Consider the following 13476-nt stretch of genomic DNA (forward strand, 5'->3'; position numbering starts at 1 on the left):
ACTGTATCTGTCTGACCGCTGTTGCTGTCTTATATGGGATACCACTTGAGAGGAGAAAATTATGGCAAGAAAAAAAGTAAAAAGATGGGAAGACCATCGGATTACCGGAATTGGGAGAAGAGAAGCACGAACGGCTTTTTATAAAGATTCGCAAAAGAAAATCAGTTTAAATGGAGAATGGGCTTTTAAATATGTTGATGCACCGGAATTATCGCCGGAAGGATTTGAACAGTCGGGGGCATGTGAAGGATGGGATAAGATTGATGTTCCGTCCGTATGGCAGCTTAGAGGGTATGACAAGATGCATTACACAGATGTGTTATATCCATTTCCGGTAAACCCACCGCATGTACCAGATGAAAATCCAACTGGAATTTATAAAAAGACAGTTGTATTAGATGAACAGTGGATGGAAAAAGACACGGTTCTGAAATTCCATGGTGTTGACAGTGCATTTGATGTATGGGTAAATGGAAACCATGTTGGATTTGGAAAAGTCAGCAGACTGCCTTCAGAATTTGACATTACCGGGTTTGTAAAAACAGGTGAAAATGACATTACCGTTCGTGTATACAAGTGGTCAGACGGTACTTATCTGGAAGATCAGGATATGTGGTGGTTATCAGGAATCTACAGGGATGTAGAACTGATCAATGAGGAAAAGAATGCAGTTCTGGATCTTCGTGTAAATGGGACATTGGATGACAGCTACAAAAATGGTTTTTTTACAGCTGGAATTACAATGAAACAGGCTGGTACAAATCTTGGCTGGAAGCTTTCTTATAAAGGAAAGACTGTTCTTGAAGGTGAGCTTGTTTCGGAAGGAAAAGATATATGTATTGAGGCTGAGATCCCGGAAGTTCATACATGGACAGCCGAGACACCTGAGTTATATGAATTTACAGTAATGACAGAAAACCAGGAAGTAACAGTCAGATGTGGATTCCGCAAAATCGAGATCAAAGATAAGAACTTCCGTGTCAATAATCAGGTAATCCTTCTGAACGGAGTCAATCATCATGATTATAATCCAAGAGAAGGAAGAAGAGTGACAAGAGAGCAGATGGAATCAGATATTCGTCTGATGAAACAGTACAATATCAATGCTGTTCGTTGCTCGCATTATCCGGCAAATGAATATTTTTATGATCTGTGTGACGAATATGGACTTTATGTGATCGATGAAGCAGACCTGGAATGCCATGGATTTGAATGGGTAGAAAATTACACATGGATCACAGATGATGAGACCTGGAAAGATGCTTACGTAGATCGTAGTGTCCGTATGGTAAAGAGAGATAGAAATCATCCATCGATTATTATGTGGTCTATGGGAAATGAATCCGCATTCGGATGCAATTTCCGTAGTGCAGCAGAAGCAATCCGTGAGTTGGATGATACCAGACTGGTTCATTACGAGGGAGATTTTGAGGCAGAAGTGACAGACGTATATTCTACGATGTATACCAGACTGAAAGGTCTCAAAGAGATTGCAGAATATCAGATCAAAGGGGATAAGCCACACGTAATGTGTGAATATGGACATGCGATGGGAAATGGTCCTGGAGGATTAAAAGCATACCAGGATATGTATCGCAAGTACAAACGTCTTCAGGGTGGATTTCTCTGGGAGTGGTATGATCATGGAATTTACACTGAAGAAAAGGATAAGAAATATTATAAATATGGTGGAAATTATGGAGATTTTCCAACAAACGGGAACTTCTGCATCGATGGGATTCTGATGCCGGACAGAACACCGTCTCCGGGAATGGAAGAATACAAACAGATCATTGCACCAGTAGAAATTACAGCTGTTGAAGGAAGCATGAACAAGATTCAGATCCGGAATTATTATGATTTCCTGAATCTGGATACGACAACACTTTATTGGGAAGTAAAAGCGGAAGATCAGATGATACAGGACGGAATCGTTGAAGGACTTTCGGTTGCTCCGCATGAAGGCAAGATCATTGCCCTACCAATTACAGCATTTGAATTACAGGAAAATACAGACTATTATCTGAATCTGACTGTATGTCAGAAAGAAGAAAGAAACTATGCACCAGCAGGGTATGAAATCAAGAAAGTCCAGATTCCGATGCAGATCCGAAAAGATGGATTTTCGGTAAGAGAAACAGCTGATAAGCTTCAGGTAACAGAAGAACAGGGGGGGCTTACTGTAGAAAACAGCCGTGTGACAGCAAAATTCAGTACTGTATTTGGAAAATTGATTTCTTTTGGAAAAGATGGAAAAGAGTATCTGACTGAAGGACCGAGAATGAATGTATACCGTGCAACAATCGATAACGACATGTACAAGAAAGAGGACTGGATGAATAAATATTTTATTCAGAAACCGGTAGAAGAGACAGAATATGTCAGCTGTCTGAAAGAAGACGATAAGGTGATCGTCCGGATCGGAACATTCTTCAGTTGCTATAACCAGTCCTGGGGATTTGAATGTGATTACACTTATACGGTTTATTCTTGTGGACAGATGAAGGTGGAAATTCAGGGAAAAGCTGTTCAGAGAGGAAAACTGGAACCAGCGTTCTTACCACGTATCGGAGTCATTATGAAAGGAAATAAAAACTTTCAGAAGACGATGTGGTATGGTATGGGACCTGGTGAGAGTTATGTAGACAGTAAGGCTGCATCTATTATGGGAATTTACGAAAATACAGTTGACGGAATGATGACAGATTATGTATTCCCACAGGAAAACGGACATCATGAACAGGTGAAATGGTTCCGTATTGGAGATGGAAAAGATGGTCTGTTATGCAAGATGGAGGAGAAGCTTGGTCTGAACCTTGCTAATTATACCGATGAAAGTCTGGAAAAAGCACAGCATCCATTTGAAATTGAAAAAGCGGATGATGTGATTATCCATCTGGATTATCGCCAGTCAGGACTTGGAAGCAACAGCTGTGGAGAAGAACAGTTGGAAGAAAATAAAGTAAAACTTCAGGATTTTGCAATGGCATTTACTGTGCAGGCAGCAGAATGCGGAACCGAAATCCGGAAGGCAAGAAAACAGTATATCGATTAAGAATAAAGGAGACAATCATATATGAGCAGAGAAATGTTTTCAGGAAATCTGAGAAACAGATTACATAGCGATGAATGGCTCATCTGGCAGGATCAGTATGAGGCAAAAGAGAATCTCAAATATGAGAGTTTGTTTGCACTTTCCAATGGCTACCTCGGAATCCGGGGAAGTCATGAGGAAGGAACAAAGATTACACTTCCATATCTTTATATCAATGGAGTGTTTGACAAGTCAGAGACATTTATGCGTGAACTTTCCACACTTCCGAACTGGCTTGGAATCAGACTTTATGTAGAAAAAGAATTGATTGGAATTGAAGACTGTGAAATTTTGGAATTTTCAAGAGTGCTTGATATGAAAGGAGCTTTTCTTGGAAAGAGAGTTCGTCTGAAGGACTCAAAAGGAAGAGAGACTTTGATCGAAGGAATCCGGTTTGTGAGCAGAAACAATGTACACAGGATGGGAATCCGGCTTTATGTGACACCGCTCAACTACAGTGGAATTATTGAAGTAGAAAGTATTATTGATGGTACGATCATTAATTTTTATGATGCACCACGCTTTAAGGTAAAACATACTTATATGACAGCGAATGAAAAGCTGGCAGCAGATGGATGTTATGTGGAAGTTGCAACCAGAGAAAATCATCTGCATGTAGGTTGTGGATGCCGTATCGAAGCTTATGCAGATGGAAAACAGATTCTTGGAAACAGAATGATAAGCAGATTTGGTGAGCAGAGTGTGGAATTTGGTGATATCCATGTAGAAGAAGGAAAAGAAGTAGAAATCGTAAAATATGTTTCGATGTATACAGAAAGAGAATGTCCGGCTTATGCTCTTCATACAACAATCGAAAAAGAAATTGAAGGATTTGTTGAAACGGGATTTGATCAGGAACTGAAAGCGCATGAAGATGTTTATAAGAAGATGTGGGAAAATGCAGATATTCAGATTACAGGGGATGATGAATTGAACCGTGCAGTCCGTTTTAACATCTTCCATCTGATGAGTACGGGAAACGAACATGATGACCATGTGAATGTTGGGGCAAAGCTTTTAACAGGAGAAGAATATGGTGGACATGCTTTCTGGGATACCGAACTTTTTATGCTTCCGTTTTTCTCATGGGTATTTCCGAAGACTGCACAGAATCTGGAAAATTACAGATACCATCTTCTGGATGCAGCGCGTGCAAATGCACATAAGAATGGATATAAAGGAGCACAGTATCCGTGGGAGTCAGCAGATGATGGTACAGAGCAGTGTCCGGACTGGACCATTGAGCCGGATGGAACCTGTTATAGATGTTATGTTGCGGTATATGAGCATCATGTAACAGCAGCAGTTGCTTATGGAATCTATAATTATGTTAAGATCACGCAGGATATGGATTTCCTTTACAGCAAAGGAGCGGAGATTCTGACAGAGACAGCAAGATTTTGGGCAAGCCGTTGTGAGTACAACAAAGAGCAGGATCGTTATGAAATCAATCAGGTAACGGGACCGGATGAATGGCATGAACCGGTTAATAATAACCTCTATACCAATTATCTGGCGAGATGGAATCTCGGATATGTTCTTTCACTGCTTGCATCAATCAAGAAAGAGAATCAGGAAGCGTATGATATCCTGATCGAAAAGACAGGACTTACAGAGGCGGAAACTGCACACTGGAAAGAAGTGCAGGAAAAGATGTATCTGCCAAGAAAAGAAGGCACAAGACTTCTGGAACAGTTTGAAGGATATTTCGAGCTTGATAATGTAACAATCGAAAAATATGATGAGAATGACTGGCCAGTACGTCCGGATGCACTTAAGACAAAAAGAGCAAGAGAGACACAGATCAATAAGCAGGCAGATGTTGTTATGCTGTTACACCTTATGGGAAATGAATTTGATGAAGAAACGATTAAAGAAAACTACGCTTATTACGAAAAGCGTACACTTCATGGTTCTTCATTGAGTCCGAGTATTTTCTCTGTTATGGGGCTTAAAGTAGGGGATGATTCAAAAGCATATCGGTATCTTCGCCGCGCAGCCTTTATTGACCTGTTGAATATGCAGGGAAATACAAGAGAAGGAATCCATGCGGCAAATACTGGTGGAGTATGGCAGACAATTGTATTTGGGTTTGCAGGTGTAGCGCAAAGAGAAGATGGTATGTTGAAAGTTCATCCGAATATGCCAAAGGAATGGCAGGGATTAACATTCCGTCTGCATTATAGAGGGGCATGGCTTGAAATTACGGCAGATGGAAGTAATCAGGCAAAGGTCATTCGTCTTGCAGGAGAACCTGTAGAAGCTGAAATAAATGGAAAAGTAACAACAATCTAAAAAAGAGACGGGAGGATATATGATGAAAAAATGGCTGGCAATCGGAGGACTTATACTGGTTACGGTCATATGGGGAGGCGGCTTTGTCGCAAGTGATATGGCACTGGGAAGCATGAAGCCTTTCCAGATTATGATGGTAAGATTTTTGTTGGCATCTGTGCTGATGGGGATGATCAGCATGGGACAGCATAAAAAAGAAGGGAAACTTGAGAAGCGTGCAGGTGCAATAAAAGCAGGTATTCTGATGGGAATTGCACTTTTTGCAGGATTTGCACTTCAGATTATCGGTCTGCAATATACAACACCTTCCAAAAATGCATTCCTTACAGCACTGAATGTAGTTATAGTGCCGTTCATTGCATTTATAATTTTGAAGAAGAAAGTAGGCATGAAAGGAATCATTGGAGCAATCATGTCCGTTATTGGAGTAGCACTGCTTTCTTTGAATGGAAATCTTACACTGAGTCTGGGAGATGGTCTTACACTTCTCTGTGCGGTAGGATTTGCGTTCCAAATCTTTTTTACCGGAGAATTTGTGAAAAAATATCCGGCATCTGTACTGAACATGGTGCAGATGATCACAGCATTTGTATTATCGGCAGTCAGTCTTGTGATTTTTGGAGAGAACGATTTTCAGGTTACAACACAGGGATGGTTAAGTGTTTTGTATCTGGGAGTAATCAGTACGACTGTATGTTATCTGCTCCAGACCGCATGCCAGAAGTATGTAGATGAGACAAAAGCAGCGATTGTACTTTCAATGGAATCTGTATTTGGAACGATTTTTTCTATCATCATTCTGCATGAAGTGATTACACTTCGCATGGTGATCGGATGTGCGATCATCCTAGCCGCTGTCATCATTTCTAACTTGTCTGAAACAGAAGGAGAAGCAAAAGATGAAGAAATACAATGCAGTAATTTTTGATTTGGATGGGGTAATCTGTCATACAGATAAATATCATTATCAAGCATGGAAAGCAGTTGCAGATGAACTGGGAATCTATTTTGATGAAGAAATCAATAATCGACTCAGAGGGGTGAGCCGTATGGAAAGTTTTGAAATTATTCTGGAACGCTATGAAGGAGAAATGAGCGAAGAAGAGAAAGAATGCTGGACAACAAAGAAAAATGATATCTATAAAGAACTTCTGAAAAATATGAGTCCTGCAGATCTGTCTGCAGAAGTAAAGGAAACATTGGATGATCTTCGTGCGAATGGATATAAACTGGCGATTGGATCATCCAGTAAAAACGCAAGATTTATTCTCGGGCAGTTGGGACTTGGAGAGTATTTCGATGCAATTTCAGACGGAAATAATATTTCAAAATCAAAGCCGGATCCGGAAGTATTTGTGAAAGCAGCAGAGTATGTAGACGAACAGGTTGATAAGTGTTTGGTTGTAGAAGACGCAAAAGCAGGACTGCAGGCAGCAATCGCAGGGGGAATGGATTGTGCTGCTATCGGGGATGCAGTTGCAAGCGGACTTGGAACCTATAATCTGTCTGCATTTGCAGATCTTCTGAAAGTTACGGCTAAGTAAGAAAGAAGATGACTAGAATGAATGAAAAATTTTTAAATAACCTTCTTAACAGTATTTCGGTATCGGGTTATGAGGAGCAGGTGCAGGATATTGTAACAGAAGAAATGAAAGAATATACAGATGAGATTTGCCGTGATGAGATGCAAAATCTAACATGTATTCTGAATCCGGAAAACGATGTACGTATCATGCTTTCGGCACATGCAGATGAAATCGGACTTATGATTTCGAACATCCGGGAAGATGGAAGACTGCAGGTGATTGACAGAGGCGGAATTGTTCCGGCAACTTATCCGGGACGTCAGGTGCGTATCAAGACAAAAAACGGAGAGGTTTACGGTGTTGTCGAAGCATATCGTGATTTGTTCAAAGAAGAAAATCTGGGAACAAAGCATTTTCTGATCGATATTGGGGCGAAAGATAGAGAAGATGCTTTAAAGAATGTAAGTCTGGGAGATCCGATTGTTCCGGATACACATATTCGTAAGATGACAAATGGTAAATTTACAGCCAGAGCATTGGATGACAGACTTGGTGTTTATATCATTATGGAAGCAATCAAGAGAGCGAAAGAGCTTGGATGTAAAGTTGGTGTCTATGGAGCTTCTACAACTGGAGAGGAGACAACGAAAACCGGAGCTTTCTGGACAAGTACACGGATTAATCCGACACTTGCGATTGTTGTGGATGTGACTTACACAAGCGACTGCAGTGGAATGAATCCGGCTGAGATGGGAACGGTTCTTCTGGGGGGTGGACCGGTTCTTTGCAACAGTCCGATCGTGGTAAAAACTTTAAATGCCAAAATGGAAGAATGTGCAAAAAAAGTAGGAATTCCAGTTCAGAGAGAAGCTGCAAGCAGGCTTAGTTATACGGATGGAGATAAGATTCATTTTTCAAATCAGGGCGTACCGATGGTATTGGTATCAATCCCGCTTCGTTATATGCACATGCCTGCAGAGGTAGCAGATGAAAAAGATGTGGAAGGTTGTGTGGAATTGATAGCACAGTTTCTTGCAAACTATAATGCGTAGAAAATAAAAAACGGTATTTACTCGTGAAGATGAGTAAATACCGTTTTTTTGCATTCTGTCCTGTAAATGAATCGAACGCACATCCACTGGGACAGGATTTAGAAAAATACATTTCCCCCAACGTTGATCCCGGACATTCCGGTACTTGCGCTTCGGAACTGGTAACATCCGCTTACAGATGCAAGCCGTGCTCCGCCGAGTGCTTCCTGAGCGACCTGATAGCATAAGGATACAGGTCCTCTTTGCAAGACGCGGCTTAAGCTTCCGTCCCAGGTTGGAGCAAACTGACCGCTCTGGTAGACGACACCGCTGATTGTATTCGGATACAGCGGACTCGCTACACGGTTCATGATGACTGTAGCAACGGCAAGAATACCGTCATAATTGTAACCGCCAGCTTCACACTGCAGAATTGCAGCAAAGAGAACCAGATCTGTGGTCTCGGCAGGAGTATCCGGAACTGTAATCGTCGTATTGCCGCCGGAACTACCGGAATCCGTGTTCCCGGAACTGCTTGAAGTATTATTGGCAGCAGTCTGTGCAGCTTCTGCCTGTCGTTGTTGTTCTGCAGCTTCTTCTTCCTGTTTTTTCTTAAGTGCGGCAGCAGCGGCTGCCTGTGCTTCTTTTGCTTTTGCCAGTGCTTCGGATGAAGCCTGAAGTTCACCGGAAGTAGAGGAAATCTTATCATTCAGTTCCTGTTCCTGTTGGTCGAGATTTGTTTTCATCTCTGCCAGAGAAGCCTGCTCTGCTTTCAGATCAGAGTCCTTTTTAGCGACAAGCTCGTGAACCTTCTGTAATTCATCCAGCATATTTCTGTCGTATTCTGTAATGTTCTTGACAAATTCTGCTTTGTTTAAGAAATCTCCCATGCTTTCAGAAGAAAAGATGATCTGCAAGAGTGACGTATTTCCTGTTTCGTACATATATTTGATTCTTTTCTTCATAGCATCATACTGTAACTGCTCGTCCAGTTTTGCGGCGGCAAGATCCAGTTCTGCTTTCTGTACGGAAGCATCCGTATCCTCAATTTTTGATGCAAGATCTGTGATCTCAGCGCTGAGACTAGTAAGGTCCTGATTCAGAGAGTCGAGCTGGTTCTGAAGACCGTTTGTCTGCTTTTCAAGAGAGTCTACAGTGTCATCGGCGTAAGCTTTTGTAAACGGGGAACAGACCAGGGCAGCGGTAAGGAGTGCGATGGTTGTCCTTGAAAATGCTTTTAACCTTTTCTTCATAATTCTTCCTTTCTTCAAAATTGAGCCTTTATCAGTATACTACAAAATGCCTGAATCCGCAAATTTTGTTATACATACACGGGGAATCGTGTTATACTAAGATTTGAAATGTATTTTTAGCTTTACCATAAATGAGGGAATTATTCATGAAAAAGATAAAAATGATAGGGCTTGATCTGGATGGTACTTTACTGAATGATAAGAAAGAACTGACCAGTCATACAAGAGAAATACTTACACGTGCGATCGACCAGGGGGTAACAGTGCTGGTTGCAACAGGGCGTCCGGTGACAGGGATCCCGGAAGTGCTCCGGAATTTCCCGGGGATGAGGTACGCACTGACATCGAACGGCGGAAGGATCCTGGATTTACAGGAAGACAAAGTACTTTATGCCAATATGCTCTCTTATGAGATGGGAGCAGCGATCCTTAAGATTTTTGGAGATTATGATACGTTCAAGGAGATCTATTTTGATGGAAGAGGTTTCGTACAGGCAGATGAACTTTTGAAAGTCGGAGAGTATCTGCGGAATCCTGCGATGGCAGATTATATCCGAACCACCCGCAAAGGCATTACGAGTCTCTGGGAGAAGATGGAAGAGATGAATGGGCATGAGATGGATAAGATCCATGCACTTTTTAAGAGCCAGGACGAACGGCTGGAAGCAAAGCAGCGGATCATGGAGCTTGGGGATTTAAGCATCAGTGATTCGATGGGAACGAACCTGGAGATCAATGCACCGGGAGTCAACAAAGGAATGGGACTGATTCAGCTTGGCAGGCTTCTTGGAATTGAACGAGAAGAGATCATGGCATGCGGGGATGGCAACAATGACCTGATGATGTTAAAAGAAGTCGGATTTGGTGTTGCGATGGCAAACGGAGCAGATGAAGTAAAAGAGGTGGCAGATTATATCACATTGTCCAATGAGGAGGATGGCGTGGCGGCTGCCATTGAAAAATTTGTATTGAATCCCGAGAGGGGATAGAAAGAGGTCAAAATGTTAGATGTTTTAATTGCTGTCATTCTGGGTATCGTGGAAGGTATCACAGAATGGCTTCCAATCAGTAGTACAGGGCATATGATTCTGGTAGAGCAGTTCTTACATATGAGTACAAGTCATGAATTCAACAGTATGTTCCGTGTTGTGATCCAGCTCGGTGCAATTATGGCGGTCGTTGTTCTGTATTTCAATAAGCTGAATCCGTTTTCAAAGAGAAAATCAGCGAAGCAGAAGAGAAATACAATCAACCTGTGGTGCAAAATCGTTGTGGCTTGTCTGCCGGCAGCTGTGATCGGGCTGTTATTTGATGATATCCTTGACAAGTATCTTTACAATTATGTAGTTGTTGCACTGATGCTGATCATTTATGGTATCTTCTTCATTCTGATCGAGAAAAAGAATGAACACACCAGACCGCAGGTTACAAAGCTGACAGAGCTTACCTATCAGATGGCACTGATCATCGGAGGCTTCCAGGTCCTGGCACTGATCCCGGGTACTTCACGTTCAGGAGCAACCATCCTTGGAGCACTGCTCATCGGAACTTCCCGCTATGTGGCAACAGAATTTACCTTCTACCTTGCGATCCCGGTTATGTTCGGAGCAAGTATCTTAAAGGTTATCAAATTCGGATTCCATTATACCGCGATCGAAGTGGTCATTTTGCTTGTGGGATGCCTGGTAGCGTTCTTCGTATCCGTATTTGCGATCAAGTTTTTGATGGGATATATCAAGAAGCATGACTTTAAGGCATTCGGCTATTACCGTATTGTACTTGGAGTTCTGGTACTTCTTTATTTCCTGATTTTCGGCTAAAAGAGAATAATCACGAAAAAAGGTGGGAATTTATGCAGAAAAATGTATAAAAACCCACTTTGTTTTTTCTTTATAACATGATAGAATAGGGGAAATGGATAAAATTTGGAGGTTGGTATTATGAAAATGAAAAAAGTAATCAGTGTTGTACTTGCATGTGCATGTGTGTTCAGTTTTGCAGCATGTGGATCAAAGAGTGATTCATCAAAGAGTGACTCTGCAAAATCAGACAAGAAAGAAAAGCTTGTTATGGCTACAAACGCAGAATTCCCACCATTTGAATACTATGACGGAGATGAAGTTGTCGGAATCGATGCAGAATTCGCAGCAGCAATCGCTGACAAGCTTGGAATGGATCTGAAGATCGAAGATATGGCATTTGACTCTATTATCCCGGCTGTTCAGAGCGGAAAAGCAGATATCGGAGCAGCAGGTATGACTGTAACAGAAGACCGTGCTACACAGGTTGATTTTTCTGACAGCTATTATACAGGAGTTCAGGTTATCATTGTAACAGATGACAGTGATATTACAGAACCGGATGATCTGAAAGGAAAGAAGATTGGTGTTCAGCAGGGAACAACAGGGGATATTTATTCTACAGATGATTTCGGTGATGATAATGTAGAGCGTTTCAACAAAGGTATGGAAGCTGTACAGGCTCTGCAGCAGGGCAAGATCGATGCAGTGATCATTGATAACCAGCCGGCTAAGACATTCGTAGAAGAAAATGAAGGTCTGAAGATCCTGGAGACTTCTTATGTAGAAGAAGATTATGCACTGGCAATCAAAAAAGGTAATGATGATCTGGTTAAGAAAGTCAATGATGCGATCAAAGAGTTAAAAGAAGATGGAACATTTGATAAAATCGTTGCAAAATATATTACAGACTAATCGGGTACAGACTGGTGGTGTCTTATGAGTGATTTTAAAGCAAGATTTATAATGAATTTTATAAAAGATGACAGATGGCACTACATTGCAGACGGACTTAAGGTTACATTAATTGTAACCTTTTGTGCTGTCCTGATCGGTGTAGTTCTCGGATTCCTTCTGGCAATTGTCCGTTCCACATATGATAAGACCGGCAAGCTGAAGCTCCTGAATCTGATCTGCCAGATTTACATCACGGTCATCCGTGGTACACCGGTTGTTGTACAGCTGCTTATCATTTACTTTGTAATTTTTGCAAGTGTGGATGTCAGTAAGACGATCGTAGCGATTCTGGCATTTGGTATGAACTCCAGTGCTTATGTTGCTGAGATTTTCCGTTCCGGTATTATGGCAGTTGATAACGGACAGTTTGAGGCAGGACGAAGCCTTGGATTTAATTATCGTCAGACAATGATCTATATTATCATGCCGCAGGCGTTTAAAAATGTCCTTCCGGCACTTGGAAACGAATTTATCGTTCTCTTAAAAGAGACTTCTGTTGCCGGATATATTGCCCTTCAGGATCTGACAAAGGGCGGAGATATCATCCGAAGCAGAACCTACGATGCGCTTATGCCGCTGATGGCAGTTGCGATCATTTACCTGGTTATGGTTATGATCTTCAGTAAACTGGTAAGTATGCTGGAAAGGAGGTTAAGGAACAGTGACCACTAATGGAGATGTATTGATCCGTGTAGAAAATCTGCAGAAAGCATTTGGCGATTTTCATGCACTGAATGGAATTACAGAAGAGATCCACAAAGGAGAAGTTGTGGTAATCATCGGACCGTCAGGATCCGGAAAATCTACATTCCTCCGTTCCCTGAACCTTCTGGAGGTACCGACCGGAGGTCATATTTATTTTGAAGGTGTGGATATTACAGATGCAAAGGTAGATATCGACAAACATCGTCAGAAGATGGGAATGGTGTTCCAGCACTTTAATCTTTTCCCACATAAGACGATTCTTGAAAATATCACACTGGCTCCGATCAAGCTCCTGAAAAAGGATAAAGCAGAGGCAGAAAAAGAAGCAAGAGTACTTCTTAAGAGGGTTGGACTGGAAGAGAAGGCAGATTCTTATCCGTCACAGCTTTCCGGTGGACAGAAGCAGCGGATCGCGATCGTGCGTTCCCTTGCCATGAACCCGGATGTAATGCTCTTTGATGAGCCGACATCCGCACTGGACCCGGAGATGGTTGGAGAGGTTCTGGAGCTGATGAAACAGCTTGCCCAGGAAGGCATGACCATGGTTGTTGTTACACATGAAATGGGATTTGCAAGAGAGGTTGCTGACCGTGTCATGTTTGTGGATGAAGGAAGAGTAAAAGAGCAGGGAACTCCGGAAGAGTTCTTTGCAAATCCTAAGGATGAGCGTTTAAAGGAATTCCTGTCAAAGGTTCTGTAAAAATAAAGAAATATAAAAGAAAAAAGTTCTGTTTTCTTAAGAGACAGAACTTTTTTCTTTAAGAATTGCGAAAGACTATTGCTATTTTTTTATTTATGTATAGTATAGATTGTATG

The 13476-nt window shown here is 41.7% G+C and carries 11 protein-coding genes; 10 read left to right on the forward strand and 1 reads right to left on the reverse strand.

Annotated features, from left to right (window positions below; genetic code table 11):
* Window positions 1–61 precede the first annotated feature (61 nt).
* From AB5213_RS07260 to AB5213_RS07280, 5 genes are read left to right on the forward strand one after another with little or no spacing between them, the layout of a single operon-like run.
* On the forward strand, window positions 62–3055 hold the full coding sequence (locus tag AB5213_RS07260) for a glycoside hydrolase family 2 TIM barrel-domain containing protein (protein ID WP_347006670.1): 2994 nt from the start codon (window positions 62–64) through the stop codon (window positions 3053–3055).
* 21 nt (window positions 3056–3076) lie between these two features.
* Window positions 3077–5389 (forward strand): glycoside hydrolase family 65 protein, encoded by a 2313-nt coding sequence (locus AB5213_RS07265; RefSeq protein ID WP_055157776.1) that lies wholly within the window; start codon window positions 3077–3079, stop codon window positions 5387–5389.
* Window positions 5390–5411: 22 nt separating this feature from the next.
* Window positions 5412–6317, forward strand: a complete 906-nt coding sequence (locus AB5213_RS07270; RefSeq protein ID WP_055157774.1) for a DMT family transporter — start codon at window positions 5412–5414, stop codon at window positions 6315–6317.
* Complete coding sequence (gene pgmB, locus AB5213_RS07275) at window positions 6289–6933, forward strand: beta-phosphoglucomutase (protein ID WP_008372621.1); 645 nt, start codon at window positions 6289–6291, stop codon at window positions 6931–6933. The genes AB5213_RS07270 and pgmB overlap by 29 nt, the downstream gene beginning before the upstream one ends.
* Window positions 6934–6950: 17 nt before the next feature.
* A complete protein-coding gene (locus AB5213_RS07280) occupies window positions 6951–7967 on the forward strand; it encodes a M20/M25/M40 family metallo-hydrolase (protein ID WP_195367884.1) in 1017 nt (338 codons plus the stop codon).
* A 98-nt stretch (window positions 7968–8065) separates the two neighbouring features.
* Here AB5213_RS07280 and AB5213_RS07285 read toward each other — a convergent pair whose 3' ends face one another.
* Window positions 8066–9199: a cell wall hydrolase gene (locus tag AB5213_RS07285; protein ID WP_070097338.1), complete on the reverse strand. Its 1134-nt coding sequence runs from the start codon at window positions 9197–9199 to the stop codon at window positions 8066–8068.
* Between the two features lie 146 nt (window positions 9200–9345).
* Here AB5213_RS07285 and AB5213_RS07290 point away from each other — a divergent pair, with 146 nt between their 5' ends.
* From AB5213_RS07290 to AB5213_RS07310, 5 genes are all read left to right on the forward strand, one after another.
* Window positions 9346–10188, forward strand: coding sequence for a Cof-type HAD-IIB family hydrolase (locus tag AB5213_RS07290; protein ID WP_055157773.1), 843 nt, complete (start codon window positions 9346–9348; stop codon window positions 10186–10188).
* A gap of 12 nt (window positions 10189–10200) precedes the next feature.
* Window positions 10201–11019, forward strand: a complete 819-nt coding sequence (locus AB5213_RS07295) for an undecaprenyl-diphosphate phosphatase (RefSeq protein WP_022220164.1) — start codon at window positions 10201–10203, stop codon at window positions 11017–11019.
* A 120-nt stretch (window positions 11020–11139) separates the two neighbouring features.
* Window positions 11140–11913, forward strand: a complete 774-nt coding sequence (locus tag AB5213_RS07300) for a basic amino acid ABC transporter substrate-binding protein (protein WP_008372628.1) — start codon at window positions 11140–11142, stop codon at window positions 11911–11913.
* A gap of 24 nt (window positions 11914–11937) precedes the next feature.
* Entirely contained in the window at window positions 11938–12627 is a 690-nt protein-coding gene (locus tag AB5213_RS07305) for an amino acid ABC transporter permease (RefSeq protein WP_008372629.1), read from the forward strand.
* Entirely contained in the window at window positions 12617–13360 is a 744-nt protein-coding gene (locus AB5213_RS07310; protein ID WP_008372631.1) for an amino acid ABC transporter ATP-binding protein, read from the forward strand. Before AB5213_RS07305 ends, AB5213_RS07310 begins: the two co-directional genes overlap by 11 nt.
* Window positions 13361–13476: the final 116 nt, after the last annotated feature.

This window comes from Coprococcus sp. RTP21204st1_G4_RTP21204_210225, from assembly GCF_040915385.1.
In the GTDB taxonomy this organism is placed as follows: Bacteria; Bacillota; Clostridia; order Lachnospirales; family Lachnospiraceae; genus Allocoprococcus; species Allocoprococcus comes.